Annotated in this window: 24 protein-coding genes and 1 pseudogene; 20 read left to right on the top strand and 5 right to left on the bottom strand. The window is 71.8% G+C overall.

Features of this window, described 5'->3' with window-relative positions:
- Positions 1 to 44 precede the first annotated feature (44 nt).
- Positions 45 to 2,435 (bottom strand): alpha/beta hydrolase, encoded by a 2,391-nt coding sequence (locus tag C8N24_RS34415; protein WP_170179509.1) that lies wholly within the window; start codon positions 2,433 to 2,435, stop codon positions 45 to 47.
- 147 nt (positions 2,436 to 2,582) lie between these two features.
- Here C8N24_RS34415 and C8N24_RS34410 point away from each other — a divergent pair, with 147 nt between their 5' ends.
- Positions 2,583 to 3,380: an arylamine N-acetyltransferase family protein gene (locus C8N24_RS34410; protein ID WP_170179508.1), complete on the top strand. Its 798-nt coding sequence runs from the start codon at positions 2,583 to 2,585 to the stop codon at positions 3,378 to 3,380.
- 498 nt (positions 3,381 to 3,878) lie between these two features.
- On the opposite strand, the gene C8N24_RS29470 is transcribed toward C8N24_RS34410, so the two are convergent.
- A complete protein-coding gene (locus C8N24_RS29470) occupies positions 3,879 to 5,168 on the bottom strand; it encodes a DUF2130 domain-containing protein (protein ID WP_147448041.1) in 1,290 nt (429 codons plus the stop codon).
- Between the two features lie 36 nt (positions 5,169 to 5,204).
- A complete protein-coding gene (locus C8N24_RS29465) occupies positions 5,205 to 5,474 on the bottom strand; it encodes an acylphosphatase (RefSeq protein WP_121256997.1) in 270 nt (89 codons plus the stop codon).
- Positions 5,475 to 5,491: 17 nt separating this feature from the next.
- On the opposite strand from C8N24_RS29465, the gene C8N24_RS29460 reads away from it, so the two are divergent.
- The 10 genes from C8N24_RS29460 to C8N24_RS29415 all read left to right on the top strand — a co-directional run bounded on the left by C8N24_RS29460 (position 5,492) and on the right by C8N24_RS29415 (position 14,878).
- On the top strand, positions 5,492 to 6,415 hold the full coding sequence (locus C8N24_RS29460) for a hypothetical protein (RefSeq protein WP_121256995.1): 924 nt from the start codon (positions 5,492 to 5,494) through the stop codon (positions 6,413 to 6,415).
- A 9-nt stretch (positions 6,416 to 6,424) separates the two neighbouring features.
- A complete protein-coding gene (locus C8N24_RS29455; protein ID WP_245972012.1) occupies positions 6,425 to 8,035 on the top strand; it encodes an acyl-CoA synthetase in 1,611 nt (536 codons plus the stop codon).
- 5 nt (positions 8,036 to 8,040) lie between these two features.
- Positions 8,041 to 8,556, top strand: a complete 516-nt coding sequence (locus C8N24_RS29450) for a YceD family protein (RefSeq protein WP_121256993.1) — start codon at positions 8,041 to 8,043, stop codon at positions 8,554 to 8,556.
- 114 nt (positions 8,557 to 8,670) lie between these two features.
- Complete coding sequence (rpmF, locus tag C8N24_RS29445; RefSeq protein ID WP_121256991.1) at positions 8,671 to 8,874, top strand: 50S ribosomal protein L32; 204 nt, start codon at positions 8,671 to 8,673, stop codon at positions 8,872 to 8,874.
- A complete protein-coding gene (plsX, locus tag C8N24_RS29440; RefSeq protein WP_342794810.1) occupies positions 8,855 to 9,901 on the top strand; it encodes a phosphate acyltransferase PlsX in 1,047 nt (348 codons plus the stop codon). Before rpmF ends, plsX begins: the two co-directional genes overlap by 20 nt.
- Positions 9,898 to 10,146 carry an acyl carrier protein gene (locus tag C8N24_RS29435; protein ID WP_121256986.1) on the top strand — a complete coding sequence of 83 codons (249 nt, stop codon included), beginning with the start codon at positions 9,898 to 9,900 and terminating at the stop codon, positions 10,144 to 10,146. Before plsX ends, C8N24_RS29435 begins: the two co-directional genes overlap by 4 nt.
- Positions 10,127 to 10,828 carry a ribonuclease III family protein gene (locus C8N24_RS29430; RefSeq protein ID WP_245972011.1) on the top strand — a complete coding sequence of 234 codons (702 nt, stop codon included), beginning with the start codon at positions 10,127 to 10,129 and terminating at the stop codon, positions 10,826 to 10,828. Before C8N24_RS29435 ends, C8N24_RS29430 begins: the two co-directional genes overlap by 20 nt.
- Positions 10,828 to 14,070 (top strand): chromosome segregation SMC family protein, encoded by a 3,243-nt coding sequence (locus C8N24_RS29425; RefSeq protein WP_170179507.1) that lies wholly within the window; start codon positions 10,828 to 10,830, stop codon positions 14,068 to 14,070. The genes C8N24_RS29430 and C8N24_RS29425 overlap by 1 nt, the downstream gene beginning before the upstream one ends.
- Positions 14,067 to 14,510 (top strand): hypothetical protein, encoded by a 444-nt coding sequence (locus C8N24_RS29420; protein ID WP_211340177.1) that lies wholly within the window; start codon positions 14,067 to 14,069, stop codon positions 14,508 to 14,510. The genes C8N24_RS29425 and C8N24_RS29420 overlap by 4 nt, the downstream gene beginning before the upstream one ends.
- Positions 14,507 to 14,878 (top strand): VOC family protein, encoded by a 372-nt coding sequence (locus C8N24_RS29415; RefSeq protein WP_121256982.1) that lies wholly within the window; start codon positions 14,507 to 14,509, stop codon positions 14,876 to 14,878. Before C8N24_RS29420 ends, C8N24_RS29415 begins: the two co-directional genes overlap by 4 nt.
- 35 nt (positions 14,879 to 14,913) lie before the next feature.
- Here C8N24_RS29415 and C8N24_RS29410 read toward each other — a convergent pair whose 3' ends face one another.
- Positions 14,914 to 15,144, bottom strand: coding sequence for a hypothetical protein (locus tag C8N24_RS29410; RefSeq protein WP_147448040.1), 231 nt, complete (start codon positions 15,142 to 15,144; stop codon positions 14,914 to 14,916).
- 164 nt (positions 15,145 to 15,308) lie between these two features.
- Here C8N24_RS29410 and ftsY point away from each other — a divergent pair, with 164 nt between their 5' ends.
- Genes ftsY through C8N24_RS29395 form a run of 3 tightly spaced genes read left to right on the top strand, consistent with a single transcriptional unit; the run spans position 15,309 to position 17,861 of the window.
- Complete coding sequence (ftsY, locus tag C8N24_RS29405) at positions 15,309 to 16,304, top strand: signal recognition particle-docking protein FtsY (protein ID WP_121256978.1); 996 nt, start codon at positions 15,309 to 15,311, stop codon at positions 16,302 to 16,304.
- Between the two features lie 54 nt (positions 16,305 to 16,358).
- On the top strand, positions 16,359 to 16,787 hold the full coding sequence (locus C8N24_RS29400; protein WP_121256976.1) for an NfeD family protein: 429 nt from the start codon (positions 16,359 to 16,361) through the stop codon (positions 16,785 to 16,787).
- 15 nt (positions 16,788 to 16,802) lie between these two features.
- Positions 16,803 to 17,861, top strand: coding sequence for an SPFH domain-containing protein (locus C8N24_RS29395; protein WP_121256974.1), 1,059 nt, complete (start codon positions 16,803 to 16,805; stop codon positions 17,859 to 17,861).
- Here C8N24_RS29395 and sthA read toward each other — a convergent pair.
- Complete coding sequence (gene sthA, locus C8N24_RS29390) at positions 17,858 to 19,264, bottom strand: Si-specific NAD(P)(+) transhydrogenase (RefSeq protein WP_121256972.1); 1,407 nt, start codon at positions 19,262 to 19,264, stop codon at positions 17,858 to 17,860. The genes C8N24_RS29395 and sthA overlap by 4 nt on opposite strands.
- A 20-nt stretch (positions 19,265 to 19,284) precedes the next feature.
- On the opposite strand from sthA, the gene ffh reads away from it, so the two are divergent.
- The 6 genes and pseudogenes from ffh to rplS form a co-directional block, all read left to right on the top strand.
- Entirely contained in the window at positions 19,285 to 20,616 is a 1,332-nt protein-coding gene (gene ffh / locus C8N24_RS29385) for a signal recognition particle protein (protein WP_121256970.1), read from the top strand.
- A 79-nt stretch (positions 20,617 to 20,695) separates the two neighbouring features.
- On the top strand, positions 20,696 to 20,938 hold the full coding sequence (gene rpsP / locus C8N24_RS29380; protein ID WP_121256968.1) for a 30S ribosomal protein S16: 243 nt from the start codon (positions 20,696 to 20,698) through the stop codon (positions 20,936 to 20,938).
- Between the two features lie 9 nt (positions 20,939 to 20,947).
- Positions 20,948 to 21,181, top strand: coding sequence for a KH domain-containing protein (locus C8N24_RS29375; RefSeq protein WP_121256966.1), 234 nt, complete (start codon positions 20,948 to 20,950; stop codon positions 21,179 to 21,181).
- Positions 21,174 to 21,647: a ribosome maturation factor RimM gene (gene rimM, locus C8N24_RS29370; protein WP_121256964.1), complete on the top strand. Its 474-nt coding sequence runs from the start codon at positions 21,174 to 21,176 to the stop codon at positions 21,645 to 21,647. Before C8N24_RS29375 ends, rimM begins: the two co-directional genes overlap by 8 nt.
- A complete protein-coding gene (trmD, locus tag C8N24_RS29365) occupies positions 21,637 to 22,320 on the top strand; it encodes a tRNA (guanosine(37)-N1)-methyltransferase TrmD (RefSeq protein ID WP_121256962.1) in 684 nt (227 codons plus the stop codon). Before rimM ends, trmD begins: the two co-directional genes overlap by 11 nt.
- A gap of 43 nt (positions 22,321 to 22,363) precedes the next feature.
- Positions 22,364 to 22,714 (top strand): annotated as a pseudogene (gene rplS / locus C8N24_RS35200) (50S ribosomal protein L19); the annotation flags it as partial.
- Positions 22,715 to 22,896 lie beyond the last annotated feature (182 nt).

The raw sequence follows: 22,896 nt of genomic DNA, 5'->3' as shown, positions 1-22,896 counted from the left end.
GCCCCCGAGCGGGGCGCGGCCGACCGCCGCGCCCCGGGGTTGGCCTACTTGATCCTGAGGCTCTTCAGGGGTGCCGCCGAGAGGTTGCCGGCCTTGTCGAAGGCCGACACGCGGACGCGGTAGGTCCCCTTCGCCAGCTTGGCCCGGGCGACGCTGACGGTCCAGCGGCTCGTGCCCTTGGCCGTGATGGCGATCCCGCCGGTGAGCGGCAGGGCCTTGCTGAGCGTGCCCTTGGCGGTCACGAACCGGGCCTTGCCCTTGCCGGCGACCTTGTAGATCTCGACGACCGTGCTCTGCAGCGCGGCGCCGCAACCGGCGTCGGTGGCGGTGCCCGAGAGGAGCACGCCCTTGCGCGCGACCGTCGCGCGGGCCAGCGTGACGGTCGGCTTGACCGTGTCCACGCACGTGACCTTCGGGGTCTCGAGCGTGGTGACCGCCGCCGGCGCCTTGACGGGCGGAGCGTCGACGATCGGACCCGGGGCGGCCGACGGCGGGCCGTCGGGCTTGGGCACGACCGGCTCCGGGTCGGCGGCCACGGCGGCCGGGACGGTCTTCGCCGTCTCCTGGAACATCACGTCGGCGAGCTGGATCGAGCCGAGCGCCGGGCTGCCGAACCCGAGCTCGACCGCCGTGACCTTCGTCAGGTCCACGCCGGCGAACGCCGTCAGCGGGATCCGGATGCCGTTGAGCGCGATGTGGCGGAACTGGTTGCCGATCGACGGCTCCAGCGCGGTCGACCAGCTGGCGGCGCGCGTGCTCGCACGCTTGCCGGCGGCGTCGATCAGCGTGACGTCGAAGTTCTGCGTCACGAGGTTCGGCGTGTAGCCGTCGCCCGCCGGGTTGCGCGGATCGGCGCGGTTCAGCGCGGCGCGCAGGTCCAGCACGCCGAACTTGGAGACGTCGACCGCGGCGCCGGCGCGCGCGAGGTAGGCGCGCAGGTACGCGCCCGGCCCGTCCCAGGCGACCGTGAACTGGTTGCCCTTGGAGCGGTTGGTCGCGCCCTCCGGGCACACCGGGTACGCGGTCGGGTAGGTCGGGCCCTGGCGCCAGGCGATGTCGTTCGGGTTGCAGACGGCGAACGTGCTCAGGCCGCTCGCGGTGATCGGCCCGCCGCTCGCGGTGGTCGTGGTGAGCGACGCGTCGAACGGGGTCGGCGTCGCGCCCGTCGCCGGGTCGGGCTGCGGATCCGGGATCGGGGTCGGGCGGAGGACGTCGAAGCGCTTGGCCGCGGGGGCGACGTAGCTCGTCTTGACCTCCTCCTTGAGGCCCTTGCCGCTCGTGAGTGGCGCGGCCGACTGCGGCAGGGTGATCTCGCCGGTCATGATCGGGTCGAACGCCGTCTCCTTGCCGACGTAGCGGCGCATGAACGAGTTCATCAGCGCCGCGCCGACGCGGCGCTGGTCGGACGGCGTCAGCCGCGCCGTGGTGTCGGGCTGCTGGCGCGAGCAGGCCGGGTCGGTCGTGGTCGAGGCGTCGTCCTGCGTCCAGACCGTGTTGAAGAAGTTGTGGTTGGTGCCCTGGACGTACCACTGCACCTTGGCGAACGTGTCGGCCGCGGTGGGCGTGGTCAGGTTCGGGTACTTGGCGTTCTCGAAGAAGCGCGCGCCCTGCAGCGTGGAGACGTCGCCGTCGCAGGCGGGCAGCAGCACGCCGTAGTTGGTGCCGTAGGGCATCTTGAACGCCGTGTAGTTCACGGGCGCGAGCGCCAGGACGGCGTCGAGCGTGAAGCGCTGGAAGCCCGCGCGGGGCACGATGTTGCGCGTGTAGCCGATGAAGTCGGTGACCGCGTCGCCGCCGCGCGAGTGGCCCATCAGGCCGATGCCCTCGGCGAAGTTGAGCTTGCCGACGAGCTTCGTCCCGATCGTGTGGTCGGGCTCACCCGCGACGTACGGGCCGGCGCCGTTGTTCCAGCGCCAGAGCAGCTCGAGGTTGGCTTGGATGATCTGGCTGCGGGCGTTGGCGCCACCGTCGCGGTAGCCGTTGTCGAAGTTCGTGGTGTTGGCCTCCAGGCTCATCACCGCGTACCCGTGGCTGGCCAGGTTCTTGGCCATGTAGTCGTAACCGCCGTAGGAGCGGACGTCCGTCTGGATCGGCGTGCCGTTCTCGTCCGTGAGGTCGTCGCAGACCTGCTGGCCCGTCGACGGCGTCCCCAGGCAGGCGGCGTGGCGCCCGTGGACGAACGCGATCACGCGGCTGAAGTCGTTCTCCGGCGCGTAGGTGATCGAGCCGCGCAACGGGATCTGCGTCGTGCTCACCCCGTCGGCGAGCGTGACCACGAGCTTCCCGGCCTCGTAGTCGATCTTCTTCGTGGCGAACGGACCGGTCGCCAGCGGGTCCGGCTCTTCCGCGGCGAGCGCGGGCGACGCGGCCAGCGTCAGCGCCGCCGCACCGGCGGTCGCCAGCAGCCGCAGCCGCCGCGATGTGTTCCCTCTCAAGTTCCTCGACCCCTCTTCTCGGTTGTGCCCGGCGTGATAACCGGACGAGGGGGTCAACTCCAAGCGCTTGCGCGCGATTTTGGGTGGTCGGTCCAAGGCGGGTCGGCGCGCTTGGTGCGTCCGGTCCATACCGGTAGCCTTCGCCGCGTGGTCGACGCGCTGCTCAACCGGATCGGGCTGAACCGCGCGGACCTGGCGCCCGACCTCGACGCCCTCTTCACCGTCCACCGCGCCTACGTCGGCTCGATCCCGTACGAGGACCTCGCGGTGCAGCTGGGGGAGACCGGCCTGCTCGACCCCGCGGCGCTGGTCCCGCGCCTGCTGCGCGAAGGGCGCGGCGGCTACTGCTTCGAGCTCAACACCGTCCTTGGCTGGCTGCTCACCGAGCTCGGGTTCTCCCTGCGCCACCACCAGGCCGTCGTCGGCGGCGAAGGCCCGACGAACCACATGGCCCTGATCGTCGACGTCGACGGCGCCCCGTGGATCGCCGACGCGGGCCTCGGCGAGGGCTTCCTCGAGCCGATCCCCCTCGAGCCCGGCACGGTCATGGTCGGCCCGTTCGCGTGGACCGTCGAGCACGAGCCGTGCGGCACCTGGTGGATCGGCACGCACGACCTGGTCACCTTCTCGGGCTTCCGGATGGACGAGGACCCGTCGCCCGTCTCCGCCTTCGAGCCCCACCACCGGCGCCTGGCGACCGACCCCGAGTCCTCGTTCGTCAAGACGCTCGTCGTCCAGAAGCCGGGCGTCGACCGGATCACGACCCTGCGCGCGCGGACGCTGTCAGTGGTCGGCGTCGACGTCCGCGAGAAGCACGTCGTGGCCGACGAGGCCGAGTTCTTCGCGGTGCTGGCGTCCGAGTTCGGCATCACGCGCCGCGACCCGCGCCTGTGGTCGCTGGCCTACGCGCAGCACGAGGCCTTCACGGCCGCCGCGGCCTCGTAGCCGGGCGTGGTGTTCAGCTCGGGTGGAGCTCTTGGGTGCGGTGGGTCATGCGGGAGCACACCGTCGGGCGTCGCGTCGAGCAACTCGGTCGCTGCGCGGGCGAGCCGCTTGACCCGCCGCGGCCGGCGCGCTCTTGTGCGGCTGAGCGCCTGCGCCGGATTGCGCCCGGGCGCGGGCCGCGCGCTGGTCCCGGGTGCGGGGTTTGCCGCGCGAGCGTTCAATTGGTCGGCCCTGGGACGACTAACCCATCGCTCGCGTGGCAGGTGCTGCTCGAGTGTTCACTTTCCACCTGTGCGGTGGGAAAGTGCACGCTCGGGGCGGTTGAGCCCGCGAGCGCGGGTTAGCCCCGCGCCGGGGCTCGCCGGCCCCAGCCGGCTTGATCAGCTCCCCGGACGCGGCAGCACGAGCCGATGCGTCGCGCGCTGAGCGCCACGCCGCCGGCGCGCTCCCCGAGCGCGGCCACGAAGCCCGGCGCGTCGCCCGCTGAGCGCGACGGCGCTACGCCGTCTCGCCCGCCTCGTCCACGAGGGACGAGATCTGCGCCAGGTGCGCGCGGACGCGCTCGGCCATGCTGTCCAGCACGGCGCGGGCCTGCTCGATGCCGCCCGCGGCGTTGGTCAGGTGCAGCTTGATGCGACGGACCTCGTCCATCGCGCCCAGGGCGCGTTCGACCTCTGCGCGCAGCGCCGGCGCGTCCAGGCCGTCCACGCCGCCCTTGGCCATCAGCACGCGGGCGCGGGCGAGGGAGTAGGCCACCTCGAGCGCCAGGCGCGAGCCGTCCTCGGGGTCGTAGACGACGAACATCTTGTCGCCGCCGACCTCGCGCAGCCCTTCCACGCGCGCCGGGAGCTGCTCCGCGGAGGGCACGACCCAGACGCCGTAGTCGGCGGCGCGCTGGGCCATCGCCTCCTCGAGGTCCGACAGCGCCTCCTTGCGTGAGCGGCGGGAGTTCTTGGCCTCGAAGACGATCCGGCCGCGTGGCGCACCCGAGCAGCCCTCGATGTCGATCAGCACGTCGCCCTTGCGGCCGCCGCCGCCGCGGAAGTCGCCGACCGCGTCGCAGTCGTCGCCCTGGCCGCGGGCGATCGACTCCAGCGCCTCGGCCAGCGCCTCCTCGTAGGGGCGGCCCTTGGCGGTGCCGCGGGCGTGCTCGGCCGCCACCTCGGCGGCCTTCTCGCGCTCGGAGCGCAACCCCGCGATCTCCAGCTTCAGCGCGACCATCTGCTCGCGCATCGCGTCCAGCTGGGCCTCCTGGCGCGTCGCGGCCTCGCGCGCGGTGCGCAGGTGCGCGGCCTTGAAGTCGGCCAGGGGGTTGGACCCGTCGGCGGACGAGAACTGGCGCAGCAGGTCCTCGCGCATCCGGGCCGACTGGTCGCGCATCACCTCGCGCAGCTGGTGCTGCACGGCCGCCGTCGAGCCCTCGCCGAACAGGCGCTGCAGCTCACGCGCGAGGTGGCCGTTCTCCTCGCCGAAGACCTCGTCGACCTTGGTACCGAAGAACTCGGCGACCACGCGCGCCTTGTCCGTGAACGCGGTCTCCACCTCGCGCGAGACCTTCTCGAACTCGTTCTTGACGAACTCGGCGTCGACGGCCGCCTGCTCGCGCTCGAGGATCCGCGCGCCGACCTCGATCGCGTCGTTGACGACGTCCACCGGGTCGTCCCCCGCGGAGATCCGCCGGTCGATGAACGCGGCGGTCGCGGGGTCGTCCACGACCACGTTCTCGACGATCACACGCCCCATCAGGACGTGGACGCGCGGGTGGCGAAGTGGGGTGGCGGCTTCCATGGCGACCCTCCACGCTACGGGCCGCGTCCGACGGAATCAGCGCGTGAGGAAGCCCGACAGCCCCTCGGGCTCCTCGACCGCCACGTCGAGCCCGTCGACCGTCGAGTGCCCGGGGCCGCCGCGCACGAACTCGACCATGGCCTCGACGTCCGCCTCCGGCCCCTCGAACACCGCGCCGACGGTGCCGTCGCTCAGGTTCTCGGCCCACCCGGCCACACCGCGGCGCTCGGCCTCGCGCCGGGTCGAGTCCCGGAAGAACACTCCTTGCACGTTCCCGTGCGCCACCACGCGGCGCCGCTGCGTCATGCCGATACGGTAGACAAATGACGGCCCTCGAGGGCGAGCTCGATGCCTGCGGCGGGGCCCAAGCGCCCCCGTCGGCGAACGCGCGCCTGAGAGAGGTCCTGGGCGAGGCGCTCAAGAAGGGCCGCGCCGAGCTGCACAAGCCCCGGTCGGGCCTCGACCACCCGGTCGAGGTCGCCGTCTCGAAGGGCTTCCTCGCGGCCGTCCCCGCCCCCGCGACCCTGCGGGCCGACAAGGACTCGGTGACCGAGCGCGAGTGGCTGCTCGTCGCCGCCGTGGTCGGCACGCTCGTCGAGCTGGCCGAGCCCGGCCCGCCGCGCGGACCGGACGACATCCGGATCCAGGCGGGCGAGCTCCCCGGCGGCTTCCTGGTCCTGTCCTATCCCGGCGAGGGCTGGGACGACGAGCTGGTCGGGCTCGCGTTCGAGGACCACGCGACGGGGATCGACCGGTTGCGCGCGACCGCGCTGGCGGTGCCGAAGGGCGTGATCGAGCCGGGCGAGCTCAAGCCGCCGATCGGCGCGCGGCACCCGCTGCGGATCGCCGAGGCCGTGGCCCGCCTCGGCGGCCACCCGGCCGGCAACCACGACGAGATCGAGGACGCCGTGCTCTCGATCCTCGGCCCGGGCGACCACGCGACGCGCCCGCACGAGGACCCCGATCCCGCCACGCGCGCGGCGCGGCGGATCCTCCAGCGCCTCGACGGCATGGGCAAATGGGGCGGATATCACACAGAGTTCGCTCACCTTGCGCGAGGCTTCGCCGGCAACGACCGGGCGCTCGCCCAGGAGGTGGGGGAGGCGCTGCTGGAAGCGGGCCTGCTCGCCGAGAAGCCCTCGGTCGGGCAGCGTCACGTCTACCTCAACCCGAAGCGCGCCGCCGAGATCCACAAGCTGATCGACACGGGAGCGCTTCCAGCGGGTATGAGGCTGCCGTCCAAATAGGAGACCGCCTTGATCCCGAAGCCGAGCCAGCTCGCCACGCAGGCCCAGACCAAGCTCCAGACGCTCGTGACGCTCACCCGCGCGGGGATCGTCCACCCGGAGCGGCCAGACCACCTCTGGCACACGGTCGCGGCGCTGCTCCGGTTCGGCACCACGCCCGCGGCGGGCTACATCGGCGCGGCCAAGAAGTTCCCGAACGAGCCGGCGATCATCGACGAGCTCGGCACGCTCACCTTCAAGCAGGTCGACGAGCGCACGAACGCGCTCGCCCACACGTTCGCCGCCGACGGCATCGGCGAGGGCGACGGGGTCGCGATCATGTGCCGCAACCACCGCGGCTGGATCGACGCGATGGTCGCGTGCTCGAAGCTCGGCGCGAACGCCCTGTTCATGAACACCGCGTTCAGCGGCCCGCAGCTCACCGACGTCGCCGAGCGCGAGCAGCCGAAGGCGATCGTCTATGACGAGGAGTTCGCCGAGGTCCTGGCCGACGCCGCCAAGGGCCGCAAGCGCTACGTCGCCTGGCACGACGGCAAGACCGAGGACCCGCTGCTCGAGGACGCGATCGACCGCGGCGACCCGTCGTCGCTGAGCGCGCCGGATGAGCAAGGGCGCGCGATCATCCTGACCTCCGGCACCACCGGCACGCCGAAGGGCGCGTCCCGCTCGATGCCGAAGTCGATCGACCCGATCGCCGCGCTGCTGTCCGTGATCCCGCTCAAGGCGCGCGAGAAGACGATGATCGCCGCGCCGCTGTTCCACGCGTGGGGCTTCGCGCAGTGGGCCCTGAGCATCAGCCTCGCCACCACGGTCGTGCTCCAGCGCAAGTTCGACGAGGAGTCGACGCTCTCGCTGACCGCCCAGCACGGCTGCCAGGCGCTGGTGGTGGTCCCGGTGATGATCCAGCGGATCCTCGAGCTCGACGACGAGGTCCTCAACCGCTACGACCTGAGCAAGGTCCGGGCGGTGCCCGTCTCCGGCTCCGCGCTCCCCGGCGCGGTCTCCGGCAAGTGGATGGACCACTTCGGCGAGAACCTCTACAACCTCTACGGCTCGACCGAGGTGGCGTGGGCGACGATCGCCACGCCGCGGGACCTGCGGGAGGCGCCGGGCACCGCGGGCCGCCCGCCGCGCGGGTCCGTCGTGAAGATCTACGGCGAGGACGGCCAGCCGCTCCCGCAGGGGGAGACGGGCCGCATCTTCGTCGGCAACGACGTCCAGTTCGAGGGCTACACGGGCGGGGGCAACAAGGACGAGATCGACGGCCTGCTGTCCTCCGGCGACGTCGGCCACTTCGACGAGCAGGGCCGCCTGTTCATCGACGGCCGCGACGACGACATGATCGTCAGCGGCGGCGAGAACGTCTTCCCCGCGGAGGTCGAGGACCTGCTCCACGGCCACGAGGCGATCGTCGAGGCCGCGGTCTTCGGCGTCGACGACGAGCAGTACGGCCAGCGCCTGAAGGCCGTGATCGTCAAGCGCGGCGAGATCACCGAGGACGAGGTCCGCCGGTACGTCAAGGAGAACCTGGCCGGCTACAAGCAGCCGCGCGACGTGGAGTTCGTCGACGAGCTGCCGCGGACGTCCACCGGGAAGGTCCTCAAGCGAGAACTACTGTAAGAGGCATGGCGCAGCGCACGGACTCCTACGACATCGGACGCCTCGGGCTCACCTCCGGCGAAGGCCGTCGAGTGGATCTCGAGGTCCACGTCGAGCCTTTCGAATACGGCGGGTCGACCTACGGGGTCCAGCCGGAGCTGGTCCCGCTGCGCCTGGACATCTCCCGCACGACGGGTGACGGCTGGGCGCTGCGGATGCGGTTCGCGGCGCAGGTCGACGGGCCGTGCATGCGCTGCCTGGACCCGGCGTCGCCCACGTTCGACGTCGACTCCTATGAGGTCCACCAGCCGGGGGCGGGCGACGCCGACCTGCTGTCGCCCTACATGGGTGAGGAGCTGGACGTGGCGGGCTGGGCGCGGGACGCCCTCGCGCTGGCGCTGCCGGCCCAGATCAAGTGCCGCCCGGACTGCGCGGGCCTGTGCCCCAAGTGCGGCGCGAACCTCAACGAGGACCCCGACCACGCGCACGAGGCCGAGCCCGACCCGCGCTGGGCGAAGCTGTCCGAGCTGAAGTTCGACTAAGTCGCATCGCCCAGGGGGCGATGCTTCGGGGAGTTCCACGGGGTCGTGTGCGGGTGCGCGCCCGGGCGGGAACTCCCGACTCGCTCCGCGAGGTCGCTATCCTTCCCCGCCGTCATGGCCGTCCCTAAGCAAAAGCAGTCGCACGCGCGCACCTCGCAGCGTCGGGCGCAGCACAAGATCACGGCGCCCGCGGTCAACGACTGCCCGCAGTGCCGACAGCCCCGTCGCCCGCACCGCGTGTGCCCGAACTGCGGGTTCTACGGCGGTCGCGAAGTCGTGCACATGCACGACGCCCACGATCACGATCACGAGCACTAGCCGCTCAGTCACCGTCGCGGTTGATGTCAACGGGGCCGATCTCGGCCCCGCTGAAGTCGCCCGCGGTGCCGCGCTCGCCCAGGGCGTGCGCGTGATCCTGTTCGGCCCGGCCGCCGCGATCGGCGGCAACCTGCCGGCGCACGTCTCCGTCGTGGACGCACCCGTGTCCATCGCCAAGGAGGCCGACCCCGCCCGGGCCGTGCGCGGCACGCCCGACTCGTCGATCGTGCGCGCCGTCGCCGCGGTCACGTCCGGCGACGCCGATGCGCTCGTCAGCGGCGGCTCGACCGGCGCGGCGCTCGCCGCCTCGTTGTTCGGCTTCAAGCGCGTCGCCGGTGTGCACCGGCCCGCGCTCGCGCTGATGATCCCGGTCCCGGGCAAGCCGTTCCTGCTGCTCGACGCGGGCGCGAACGTCGAGGTCCGCCCCGAGATGCTCGTCCAGTTCGCGCACATGGGCGCGGCGTTCATGGAGGCCGTCCACGGCGTGTCGGCGCCGCGCGTCGCGCTGCTCGCGAACGGGACGGAGGCGAGCAAGGGCACCGACACGGTGGTCGCGGCGCACGAGTCGCTGGCCACGAGCACCGGCCTGAACTTCGTCGGCAACGTCGAGGGCTTCGCGATCGGCAGCGGCGCCGCCGACGTGATCGTCGCCGACGGCTTCACCGGCAACGTGGCGCTGAAGGTGATGGAGGGGACGTCGGCCGCGCTGCTGGGCGCGGTGCGCTCGGCCGCGATGTCCTCGTGGCGCTCCAAGCTCGGCGGGATCCTGCTGCGCCCGGCGTTGCGCGGGCTGCGGAGCGAGATCGACCCCGAGGAGCAGGGCGGTGCCGTGCTGCTCGGCCTGCGGCACGTCGGGGTGGTCCCGCACGGGTCGTTCGGGGCGCGTGGGTTCACCCGCGCGATCGAGGTCGCCGCCCGCAGCGTGCGGGAAGATGTCGCCGGCCGGACCTACGCCCGCCTGGCCGAAGCCGGGGCCTTGCGCAAGACGGCGTCCGAGGCGGTCGCTAGCTTGCCGGACCAGCCATGACCCGCGAGCAAGTCCTCACCCTGATCCGCGAGCACCTGGCCGACGAGCTGCAGCTCGACGACCCGGAGTCCATCACGGAAGACACGCACTTCCGCGAGGACCTGTCGGCGGACTCGCTGGACCTCTACACGCTCGTGCAGGAGCTGGAGGACCAGTACGGCGTGAAGATGTCCGACGAGGAGGCCGCGCGCATCCACACCGTGCGCCAGGCCATCGACTTCGTCCTTGCCCACCGACCTTCCTGAGCCGCTGCAACAGCTGCACGACATGCTCGAGGCGCTGCCGCCCGACCTGGCGCGGCAGTCGGTCACGCACTCGTCGTGGACGGAGAAGCGCTCGGACTCCTACGAGCGGCTCGCGTTCCTCGGCGACTCCGTCCTGGGGCTGGCCGTGACGACGCACCTGTACCCGCGGCTGGAGCCCGACGCGTTCGGCGCCGGCCGGCTCACGAAGGTCCGCGCGCAGGCGGTCTCGGGCCGCTCGTGTCGTGACGTGGCCGAGCGGCTGGGCATCCCGGAGCGGCTCAAGAACGCGGCGCCGCCGGAGTTCGCCGGTCCCGCGACCGAGCAGCTCGCCCGCACGGAGCGCGTGCTCGCGTCGGTGATCGAGGCCGTGATCGGGGCGTGCTACCTCGAGTTCGGCTACATCGACGTGGCCGACGCGGTGGTGGAGGCGTTCCAGCCGGAGATCGAGCGCGCGCTGGCCCACCCGGCCGACTTCAAGAGCGCCTTGCAGGAGCAGCTCGCGCGGCGTGGCACGGTCGTCGTGTACGAGGTCGCGTCCGAGGAGGGGCCGCCACACGAGCGCACCTTCGAGGTGGCCGCGATGGTGGACGGTGCGGAGCTCGCGCGCGGCAGCGGGCGGTCCAAGAAGGACGCCGAGCAGGCCGCTGCCGAATCGGCGTTGGAGTCCATGGGCGGGGTCTAGTGCACCTGAGCTCGATCACCCTGCGGGGCTTCAAGTCGTTCCCGGACCGGACGCGGCTGACCTTCGCCCCGGGGGTGTCGGTGATCGTCGGGCCGAACGGGTCCGGCAAGTCCAACATCACGGACGCCGTGCTGTGGGCGCTCGGGGAGCAGTCGCCGGTCGCGGTGCGCGGCCAGTCGATGCAGGACGTGATCTTCGCCGGGGCGCACGGCGTGAAGTCGCGCTCGGAGGCCGAGGTCGAGGTCGTCCTGGACAACGCGTCCGGCCGGGTGGACCTGCCCGCGGGCGAGATCTCGATCACCCGCCGGCTGAACCGGGCCGGCGACGGCGAGTACCGCATCAACGGCGCCAAGTGCCGCCTCACCGACGTGATCGAGATCCTCTCGGACACCGGCATGGGCAAGGAGATGCACTCCGTCGTCTCCCAGGGGCGCGTGATGGAGATCGTCACGTCCAAGCCCAAGGACCGGCGGATGCTGATCGAGGAGGCGGCGGGCCTCGGCAAGCACCGCAAGCGCCGCCGCAAGGCGCAGCTCAAGCTCGAGCGCACCCAGGACAACCTGGACCGGGCGCTGGACGTGGAGCGCGAGGCGCGGTCACGCCTGAAGCCGTTGAAGCGCCAGGCCGAGGCCGCGGAGCTGCACGAGCGGATCGAGCGCCAGAGCGACGAGGCACGCTGGACGCTGGCCCGCGACAACGCGCGCGGCGCGCGGGCGGGGCTGGTCGAGGCCGAGACCGCCGTGGGCGAGGCCCGCGCGGCCGCCGCGGCCGCCGAAGAGGAGTACAAGGCCGTCGGCGCGCGCCGCCAGAAGGCCGAGGAGGCGCTGTCCTCGCGCGGCAGCGAGCGCGAGACGCTGTCGTCCCGGTTCTACTCGGCGCGGTCGTCCGGTGAGCGGATCGGCATGCGGCTGGACGCGGCGCAGCGGCTGATCGGCGAGCTCGACGAGCGCAGCAAGCGCCGCGAAGGCGGCATCGCCGCGCTGCGCGCCGAGATCAAGGCCGACACCGGCGACGACGGCACCGAGGAGCGCATCGCCGGGCTGCAGGCGGAGCTCACGGCGCTGGCCGAGGACCACCGCGTGCGCCTCGAGCGCGAGCTGGCCGAGCTCGAGACCGGCCGCGAGGCGGCGACGGCGGCGCTCGCCGAGAAGACGGCGGTCGCCCAGGCCGCGGCGGCCCGCCGCTCCGAGGGCGAAGCCGCGGCCGAAGCCGCCCGCCGCGCACGCCGGGAGCTGGACGTCGCCGCCGAGAAGGCCCGCCGCGAGTCGGCGCGGATCGGCGCCGAGCTCGCCAAGGTCAACCAGTTCCTGCGTGCGAACGCCGGCGCCCCGGGCGGCGCGAAGGCGCTCGCCGACACGCTCACGGCCGCCCCGGGGTACGAGCTCGCGCTCTCCGCCGCGCTCGGCCCGCGCCTGCGCGCCGGCGTGGCGCTGGACCTCGAGTCGGGCGCGAAGCTCCTGTCCAAGGGCGGCAAGGACGGCGCGGCCGCGCTGATCGTGCCCGAGGGTGCCACGCCCGCGGACGTGCTCGGCGCGGCCACCGGCGCCGCGGCCTCGCCGCCCGCCGACGGTGCCGAGCCCCTCTCCGCGCACGTGCAGGCCGGCGGCGACGAGCCCGTCCGCGCGCTGGCGGCGGCCATCCTCGCGGACGTGTGGGTCGTCGACGACGTCGCGGCCGTCCGCGCCGACTTCGACGGCATCGCGGTCACCAAGGACGGGCGCGTGTGGTCGCCGCGGACGCGCGAGCTGCGGCAGGTCTCGCCCGGCGGCCACGACCGCGTGCTCAAGGAGCGCAACCGGCGCGACGCGCTCGTCGGGCAGGTCGACGAGGCCGCGCGGGCCGAGCGGGCCGCGCTGGCCGCGGTCGAGGAGGCGCAGACGACGGTCGCTGCGGCCGACGCCGCGCGCGAGGGCATCGATCGCGAGGCGCGCGCCGCCGCCCGCGAGCGCGACGAGGCCGCCGAGGCCGAGCGCCACGCGCGCTGGGTCATCCAGCAGCGGCGGTCCGCGCCCGACGAGGGGCCGAGCGCCGACCGCAAGGCGCAGGTCGAGTCGCAGATCGCCACGGAGCGGCGGCTCAAGGAGCGTGCCGACCGCGAACGCGCGGAGCGAGCCCGCCGGCTCGAGCACGAGGAGCGCCGCCTGGAGCGCGACCGGCAGCTCAAGCCGGTCGCCGAGCGCTTCGCAGCCGCGCTGAAGTCCGTGCAGGGTGCGGTCGCCAACCGGGTCGAGGCGCTCGAGGCCGAGCTCAACGCCGACAAGGCCGCGGGCGAGCAGCTCGCGAAGGAGCTGCGTGAGTGCGCCGCGGAGGAGTCCCGCGTGCACGCGCGGCTCCGGGAGCGCGGCGAGACGGTCACGCGCGGCGAGGTCCAGGCGCAGCGAGCACGCGACCACGCGGAGGACGTCGAGGCCGAGCTCGTGCGCCTCGCCGAGAAGCTCGGGCTGGAGCCGGAGCCGTCCGAGGAGGCGCTCGGCGAGGACGAGCGCGCGCACCTGAGCAAGACGATCGAGCGCCTGCAGCGCCGGCGCGAGCAGCTCGGGCCGGTCAACCCGCTCGCGCAGGCGGAGTACAAGGAGGCGCTCGCGCACGTCGAGGAGCTCGAGACGCAGCGCGAGGACCTCGAGACCGCGATGCGCGAGCTCGCGCAGCTGATCAAGGACACCGACCGCCGGATCAAGGAGGCCTTCGAGGAGACCTTCACGGCGGCCGCGAAGAACTTCGAGGAGGTCGTCGGCCACCTGTTCCCGGGCGGCCGCGGCGCGCTGCGGCTCGTCCGTGAGGACGCCGGCCCGCGGCCCGTCCTCGGCGGCGTGGACCCCGAGCAGCCCGCCGCCGAGGTGGACGAGCCCGAGGACGCCGACGGCGAGACCCCGGAGGACAAGCTCGGCGTCGAGATCGAGATCACGCCGGCGGGCAAGTCGACGAAGCGCCTGACGCTGCTCTCCGGCGGCGAGAAGACGATGACGTCGCTCGCGTTCCTGTTCGCCGTGTTCCTCGCGAAGCCGAGCCCGTTCTACATCCTCGACGAGGTCGAAGCCGCGCTCGACGACCTCAACATCGACCGCTTCCTGCAGGTCCTGCGCGGTTTCAGCGACCGCGCGCAGTTCATCGTCGTCACCCACCAGAAGCGCACGATGGAGGCCGCCGACGCCCTGTACGGTGTGTCGATGGCGGGCAACGGCGTCTCCAAGGTCATCTCCCGCAAGCTCCCGAAGCCGGTCGAGGAGGAAGCCGCGGCATGAGCCACACGATCGAGAACGGCGACGGCACCGCCGAGCAGGCCTCCACGGTCCTCGTCGGCTCGCACCACGTCTACAAGTCCGTCGCCGTGGACGGGTCGGTCGGCGTCGTCGGATCGGCGGGCGTGATCGGCGCGGCGGGCGTGGTCGGCTCCGCGGGTGTGGTGGGTGCGGCCGCGGTCGTCGGCAGCGCCGCCGTCACGGGCTCCGCCGCCGTCGCCGGCTCGGCGGGGGTCACCGGCTCGGCCGCGGTCATCGGCAGCGCCGGCGTCGCGCTGTCGGCGGGGATCATCGGCTCCGCGGGCATCGTCGGCGGGCTTGGCAACGTCGGCTGCAGCGGTTGCGTCGCGTGCGTCGGCTGCGTGAACTGCACGGGCTGCGTCGGCTGCATCGGGTGCAGCGGCATCACGGGTGGCGTCGGCCTCGTCGGCGTGCACAAGTGACCATCCGCCGCGCCGTCCCGAACCTCGTCGTCGAGGACGCCGAGGCCGCGAAGTCCTTCTTCGCCGACTTCCTCGGCTTCGAGCCCGCGATGGACGAGCCCGGCTTCAAGATGTTCCGCTCACCGAGCAACCCGACGGCGCAGATCACGATCGCCGACCTCAAGGTCGAGGGCCAGGACCGCGGCATCAAGGACGCGCACGTCTCGGTCGAGGTCGAGGACGCGACGGCGCTCTACGAGCGAGCGCAGCGCGACGGCCTCGAGATCGTCTACCCGCTGACGGACGAGCCGTGGGGCATCCGCCGCTTCTTCGTCAGAGCACCGGGCGGCCACGTCATCAACGTGGCCGAGCACGTCGAGGCCCACTGAAGCTTCCGGCGCGCCGTCGATGCTTCAGCGGGCTACTAGAAGATCAGCACCAGCAGCGCGACGAACAGCAGCACGGCGATCAGCGTCATGAGCGCGACCGTCGTCGCGGCGACGAGCGCCGCGCCCTTGCCGACCCGCACGATCTGACGCGACGTCTGCGTCGGCAGGCGCTTCTCGGCCATCAGCTGGAACACCGCGCCGAGGAAGCCGGCGCCGTACTCGGCCCGCTCGGCCTCCATCACGCGCGCCCGCCAGCGCTCTGCCATCTCGCGGGCCTCACGCCGCGCGCGCACCGAGCGCCGAGGCAGCGTGTGCAGCCGATTCTCCCAGTAACTCAGCGATTCACGAGCTTCTACAAGAGCGGGCATTGCCTGGTTGAGGATACCTGGCGCAGACCGGAGCGCGCCCGCCTCGTATCCTGCCGATCCGCATGGCCAGAGACTGGTACGACCTCTTCCTCCTCGACCAGGCGCCCGCCGAGGTGCCCGCCGAGCCCGAGCGCGAGGAGAAGCGTCGCGGCTTCTTCAAGCGGCTGCGCGAGAACATGCGCAAGACGCGCGAGGCCCTCGCCGCCGAGGTGCAGGCGACGCTGTTCGAGGGCGACCTCGACGAGGAGACGTGGGAGCGCCTCGAGGAGGCGCTGATCTACGCCGACGTCGGCGCGCGCACGACCGCCCAGGTCGTCGAGGAGCTCGAACGCGAGGCCGAGGAGGGCAACCTCGTCGGCGGCGAGGCGCTGTCCAACCGCCTGGCCGAGATGCTCGCCCAGCTCGCCCGCACCGGCGACGACAAGATCGACCTGCGGCCGAGCCCGACGGTGATCCTCGTCGTCGGCGTCAACGGCACCGGCAAGACGACCACGATCGGCAAGCTGTCCTGGCACCTGAAGAACACGCTCGGCCTCACGGTCGTCGTCGGCGCCGCGGACACCTTCCGCGCCGCCGCCGTCGAGCAGCTCGAGCGCTGGGGCGAGCGCGCCGGGGTGGACGTGGTCAAGGGCCCGGAGGGCTCCGATCCCGGCTCCGTCGCCTTCGAGGCGATCGCCCGCGGCCGTGAGCGCGGCGCCGACGTGATCATCATCGACACCGCCGGCCGCCTGCACACGCAGACGAACCTGATGGAGGAGCTCGCCAAGGTCCGGCGCGTGATCACCAAGCAGATGCCGGACGCGCCGCACGAGACGCTGATGACCGTCGACGCCACCACGGGCCAGAACGGCGTGCGCCAGGCGAAGCTGTTCGGCGAGGCGGTCGACGTGACCGGGATCATCCTCACCAAGCTCGACGGGACGGCCAAGGGTGGCATTGCGCTCGCGATCGCCAACGAGCTCAACATCCCCGTGAAGCTGATCGGCATCGGCGAGCAGCTCGAGGACCTGCGCCCGTTCGACCCCGACGACTTCGCGCGAGCGCTGCTGACGGCATGAGCGTGGGGCGGGCTCCCCATGCTCGCCTCCCGATTGCGAGATAGGATCGAACCAGTGGATTCCTGGGCGATCTGGCTGATCATCGCGGTGGTGCTCGCCGTGGGCGAGATCGCCACGCTGGGCTTCTTCCTGGCCCCGTTCGCCGGCGGGGCGGCCGTGGCCGCGATCCTGGCCGCGTTCGACGCGGGCACCACCATCGAAGCGGCCGCCTTCCTGGTCGTGTCGCTCGTCCTGCTGGCCGCGCTGCGGCCGCTGGCGCGCTCGCACCAGAAGGGCCGGGCGCTGAAGATGGGGACCGCGGCGCTGGTGGGGCAGACGGCGATCGTCATGGAGCGCATCGCCAACGATGAAGGCGTCGGGTGCGTGAAGCTCGACGGCGAGATCTGGACGGCGCGCGCCTATGACGACGACGCCATCATCGAGCCGGGCACCAAGGTGCACGTGCTCGAGATCCGGGGCGCAACGGCGCTCGTGAGCGAGTAAGAGGGGGTACACCGCATGACCGCAGGACTGATCGTCCTGATCGTGCTGATCGTGTTCTTGTTCATCGTCGCGGCGTCGGGCGTGCGGATCGTGCCGCAGGCGCGCGCGGGGATCGTCGAGCGGCTCGGCCGCTACAGCCGCACGTTGGACCCGGGGCTGACGCTGATCGTCCCGTTCATCGACCGCGTGAAGCCGCTGATCGACCTGCGCGAGCAGGTGGTGTCCTTCCCGCCGCAGCCCGTGATCACCGAGGATAACCTCGTCGTCGGCATCGACACGGTCATCTACTTCACCGTCACCGACGCGCGGGCGGCCACCTACGAGGTCGCGAACCCGCTGCAGGCGATCGAGCAGCTGACCGTCACCACGCTCCGCAACGTGATCGGCGGCATGACGCTGGAGGAGACGCTGACCTCGCGTGACAGCGTCAACAGCCAGCTGCGCGCCGTGCTCGACGAGGCGACGGGCCGCTGGGGCATCCGCGTCGGGCGCGTCGAGCTCAAGTCGGTCGAGCCGCCGCGGACGGTGCAGGAGGCGATGGAGAAGCAGATGCGCGCCGAGCGTGACCGCCGCGCGACGATCCTCACCGCCGAGGGCGTCAAGCAGTCCCAGATCCTCACCGCCGAAGGCGAGAAGCAGTCCGCCGTGCTCCGCGCCGAGGGCGCCCGTACCGCCGCGATCCTCAAGGCCGAGGGCGAGGCGAAGGCGATCGAGACCGTCTTCAACGCGATCCACGAGGGCGCGCCGGACCAGGCGCTGCTGCAGTACCAGTACCTGCAGACCCTCCCGCAGCTCGCGCAGGGCGACGCGAACAAGATCTGGATCATCCCGTCCGAGTTCACGTCCGCCGTGTCGAGCCTGACGGAGCAGTTCGCGGGCGCCACCAAGCCGAAGAAGCCGGCCGGGGCGACGTCGATGGACGAGATCGACGAGCGCGCGCGCAAGGACGCCGAGGACGCCGCCCGCGCCGCCGCCGCGGCGACGGAGGAGGCCGAGAGCGCGACGAACGCCGGTGTCGGGACCCCGCCGGCGCCGCGCGAGATCCCGCCGCCGCCCCCGGCGCCGGCCGCCTAGCCCCGGTCGAAGGCCGCCATGCCCTTGATGCGGTTGTCCGCGTCGAGGGCGGCGACCTTGTAGGACTCGGCGAACGTCGGGTAGTTGAAGACTGCCGTGACGAGGAAGTCCAGGCCCTCGTCACCGGAGGCCATCACGGCCTGCCCGATATGGACGAGGTCGGTGGCACCGCTGCCGAGGACGTGCACGCCGAGCACGGCGCGGGTCTCGGGCGAGACGAGCAGCTTGAGCATCCCCTCGCGGTCGCCGGAGATGACGCCGCGGGCGAGCTCGCTCCAGCGCGCGATCCCGCACACGTAGGGCACGGACGCGTCCGTGAGCTCCTCCTCGGTCTTGCCGACCTGGGCCAGCTCCGGGACCGCGTAGACGCCGGTCGGGATCAGCTGGGGGAGCTGGTTGACCGGGCGCCCGAACGCGTTCAGCGCGGCGATCCGGCCCTGCTCCATCGCGGTGGCGGCGAGCCCGGCGCCGCCCGCGCAGTCGCCGACGGCGTAGATGTGCGGGACCGCGGTGCGGTAGCTCTCGTCGACCTGGATCCGTCCGCGCTTGTCGGCCTCCAGGCCGGCCTTGTCGAGGCCGAGCACGTCGGTGTCGCCCTGGCGGCCGGTCGCGTAGAGCACGGTCTCGCTGACGATCTCCTTGCCGGAGGCGAGCCTGAGCCGCGCGCCGCGCCCGGGCAGCGCGTCCACGCCGTCGACCTTCTCGCGCAGCCGGAAGGTGACGTTGCGGCGGCGCAGGAGGTACTGGAACGCCTCGCCGATCTCGCCGTCGAGGAATGTGAGCACGCGGTCGCGCTGGTCGACGACCGTGACCTTGGTGCCCAGCGCGCCGAACATCGACGCGTACTCGACGCCGATCACGCCCGCGCCGACGACGGTCATCGTGCGCGGCACGCGCTGGGCGAGCTTGAGCAGGCCGTCGGAGTCGATGATCGTGCGGTCGTCGAACGCGACCGTGCTCGGCCGGGCCGGCCGCGTGCCGACCGCGATGACGATGTTCTGAGCCCGCACGGGCTCGTCGCTGCCTTCGATCCGCACCGTGTTGGCGTCCAGGAACGACGCGGCGCCCGGCAGCAGCCCGACGCGGTTGCGCCGGAACTGCTCGCGGGTGATCGCGGTCTCGGCGGCCACCACGGCGGCGGCGCGGTCGAGCAGCTGCTGCAGGGCCTCCTGCTCGGTCTCCTCGACCCGCGTCGGGTCGAGCACGTCCAGCGCGCGCGTGGCGAGCTGCTCCAGGGTGGCCTGGCGCAAGGTCTTGGAAGGGATGGTCCCGGTATGGATCGAGACACCGCCGAGGCGGTTGCGACGCTCGGCGACGGCGACACGCTTGCCGAGCTTGGCTGCTTGGATGGCGGCGCGCTGGCCGCCCGGACCCGAGCCGATGACGAGAAGATCGAGCTCCACGGCGGGTACAGTCTCACACCATGTTCGATTCGCTCTCGGAGAAGCTTCAAGGGACGCTGTCCGGCGTCCGGCAGCGCGGGTCGCTGACCGAGGACGACATCAACAAGGCGATGCGCGAGATCCGCCTCGCGCTCCTCGAGGCCGACGTCAACTTCAAGGTCGTCAAGCAGTTCACGAGCGCGGTCAAGGAACGCGCGCTCGGGATCGAGATCACCAAGCAGCTCAACCCCGGGCAGCAGGTGATCAAGATCGTCAACGAGGAGTTGACCGCCCTGATGGGCGGCCAGTCCGCGGGCGTGACGTTCTCGCCGCGGCCGCCGACCGTGATCCTCATGGCCGGCCTGCAGGGCTCGGGCAAGACGACCGCCACGGCCAAGCTGGCGAAGATGCTCAAGGAGCAGAACAACTCGTCCGTGGCCGTCGCGGCCTGCGACGTGTACCGCCCGGCGGCTGTGGACCAGCTGATCAAGGTCGGCGCCCAGGCGGGCGCCACGGTCTACGAGCGCGGCACGGATGCGGACCCGGTGGACATCGCCGGCTGGGCGCTGGACCAGGCCAAGCGGGACGGCAAGGACGTCCTGATCGTGGACACCAGCGGCCGCCTGCACGTGGACCAGGCGCTGATGGAAGAGCTGGCCAACATCAAGAAGCGCGTCAAGCCGCACACGGTGCTGCTCGTCGTCGACGCGATGACCGGCCAGGACGCGGTCAACGTCGCCGAGCAGTTCGGCGAGGTGGCGGCCTTCGACGGCGTGATCCTGTCCAAGCTGGACGGCGATGCGCGCGGCGGCGCGGCTCTGAGCGTCAAGGCCGTCACGGGCAAGCCGATCCTGTTCGCTTCCACCGGCGAGAAGCTGGGCGACTTCGAGAAGTTCCACCCCGACCGGATGGCGCAGCGCATCCTCGGCATGGGCGACGTCCTGTCGTTCATCGAGCGCGCCGAGCAGCAGGTCGACCAGGACGAGGCCAAGGAGCTCGAGCGCAAGCTCAGGAAGAACCAGTTCACGCTCGAGGACTTCCTGGACCAGCTCAAGAAGATCCGGCGCATGGGGCCGCTCACGTCGCTCCTGGGCATGATCCCGGGCCTGGCGGGCCATCAGCTGTCGAAGATGAACGTCGACGAGAAGGAGCTCGACCGCGTCGAGGCGATGATCCTCTCGATGACGCCGTACGAGCGCCGGCACCCCGAGCTGATCAAGGGCTCGCGCCGCCTGCGCATCGCCAAGGGCTCTGGAACGACGGTCCAGCAGGTCAACCAGCTCGTCAAGCAGTTCGACCAGATGCGCAAGCTGATGCGCGGGATCCAGCAGGGCAAGATGCCCGATCTCGGCCAGATCATGCGGCAAAGGTGAAGCAGGGGGACATCCCCTCCGCCCCACCCGATCATCCGACCTGACTTCCGAGCCCGACACGCTATCCTGCTCGCCCGATATGGCAGTCAGCATGCGACTCACCCGCGTTGGCGGGAAAAAAGATCCCCAGTGGCGGGTGGTCGTCGCCGATCGCCGTTCCCCGCGGGACGGCCGGTTCATCGAGACCATCGGCCGCTACAACCCGCAGACCGAGCCGTCCACGGTCGTGCTCGACGAGGAGCGGGTTCGGTACTGGATCAGCAAGGGCGCCCAGCCCTCTGAGCCGGTTCAGAAGCTCATGAAGATCCAGGGCATCTCCTAGATCACGCCTGTGCGCGAGCTGCTCGAGTACCTCGCGCGGTTGCTGGTCGACCACCCTGAGAAGGTCCAGGTCGACGAGTTCGAGGAGGACGACGGGACGCTGGTCCTCGAGTTGTCCGTGGACGATGACGACTACGGTCAGGTCATCGGCCGCGGAGGGCGTACCGCCCAGGCGCTGCGGACGGTCGTGAAGGCCGCCGCGGTCAAGGACAACCGCCGCGTCCTCATCGACATCGTTGAGTGAGCAGTTGACGGTCGGCCGCGTCGGCCGACCGCACGGACTCGACGGTTCTTTCTACGTGGTCGACCCGGCGCCGGAGCTTCCGGCGTCAGGCGGCATCGTCTCCGGTCGGCGCATCACGCGCCGCGCCGGAACTTCTGAGAAGCCGATCCTGCGGCTCGAAGGCTCCAGCACGCGCGAGGACGCGGAAGCGTTGCGCGGCCAGGAGCTGACGATCCCGCGTGAGGACTCCATGCTCGAGGAGGGCGAGTTCTGGGCGTCCGACCTGGAGGGCTGCGCGGTGGTCAGCGGCGCGGTCGAGGTCGGGGTCGTGCGGCGGATGACCGCGCTGCCGTCGGTCGAGGTGCTCGAGGTGGACCGCGTGGACGGCTCCGAGCTGCTCGTGCCGCTCGTGCGCGACTGCGTGCGGTCGATCGACCTCGAGGCGCGCCGGATCGACATCGACCTGGAGTTCCTCGGTGAGGGCTGACGTCTTCACGCTGTTCCCGCAGTGGTTCGAGTGGTTCCGGACGCAGCGGCACGTGGAGAACGCGTACGCGCTCGGGCACTCGGTCGAGGCGATCGACTTCCGGGAGACGACGCCGCTCAAGTGGGGCCAGGTCGACGACACGCCGTTCGGCGGCGGCGCGGGCATGGTCCTGCGCGTCGACACGATGGAGGCCGCGCTGCGGGCGCGCTACGACGAGGACCCGGTCGAGTTGCGGTCACACCGTCGCGTGATCGCGTTGACCCCGTCGGGGCGCCTGCTGGACGACGCGTTGGCGACCGAGCTGGCGGGGGAGGAGGAGATCACCCTGCTGTGCGGCCGCTACGAGGGCTTCGACGAGCGCATCCTCGAGCACTTCGTCAGCGATCAGGTGTCGATCGGCCGCTACGTGCTGGCCGGCGGCGAGCTGGCCGCGATGGTCGTGCTCGACACCGTGCTGCGCAAGCTTCCGGGCGTCCTCGGCGACGACCTGTCGGCCGTCGAGGAGTCCTACTCGGAGGCGCTCGAAGGCGCCCCCGAGTACCCGCACTACACGCGCCCGGCGGACTGGCGCGGCTGGGCGGTTCCGGACGTCCTGCTATCTGGTCATCATGCTCGCGTCGAGGAGTGGCGACGGGCGCAATCCAGAGCGCGCGCCGAGCGTCCGCTACCATGACCCGTCGCCCGAGAGCACCGTTCGCCCGAGGGAATTTTTAGCCATGAGCACTGTTATCGACACTCTCGAGCGCACTCAGCTGCGCCGCGTCCCCCGCTTCGCGCCGGGTGACCGCGTCAAGGTCCACTTCCAGGTCATCGAGGGCTCGCGTCGCCGTACGCAGGTCTTCGAGGGCGTTGTGATCAAGCGCCAGGGCGAGGGGGTGCGCGAGACCTTCACGGTTCGCAAGCAGTCCTTCGGCGTCGGCGTGGAGCGCACGTTCCCGATCCACTCGCCGAAGATCGAGAAGATCGAGGTTGCCGCTCGCGGCGACGTCCGGCGCGCGAAGCTGTACTACCTCCGCGGCCGTGTGGGCAAGCGTGCCCGCGTCCGCGAGCGCCGGTACACCGGTCCGGAGGAGATCGTCCAGCGCGGCGTGCTGTACGACCCGTCGGCGGAGACCGCTGCGGCGGTCGACGCCGAAGTCCCCGGTGAGGCCGTCGACGAGCAGGCGCTCGCCGAGGCCGAGGTCGCTGAGACGCAGGCGTCGGCCGACGCTGAGTCGGCGACGACCGAAGAGACGCAGAGCTAGGAGCC

Source organism: Solirubrobacter pauli (genome assembly GCF_003633755.1).
Taxonomy (GTDB): domain Bacteria; phylum Actinomycetota; class Thermoleophilia; order Solirubrobacterales; family Solirubrobacteraceae; genus Solirubrobacter; species Solirubrobacter pauli.
The sequence above is the reverse complement of the archived record's forward strand: the minus strand, read 5'-3'. Positions and strand labels throughout refer to the sequence as shown.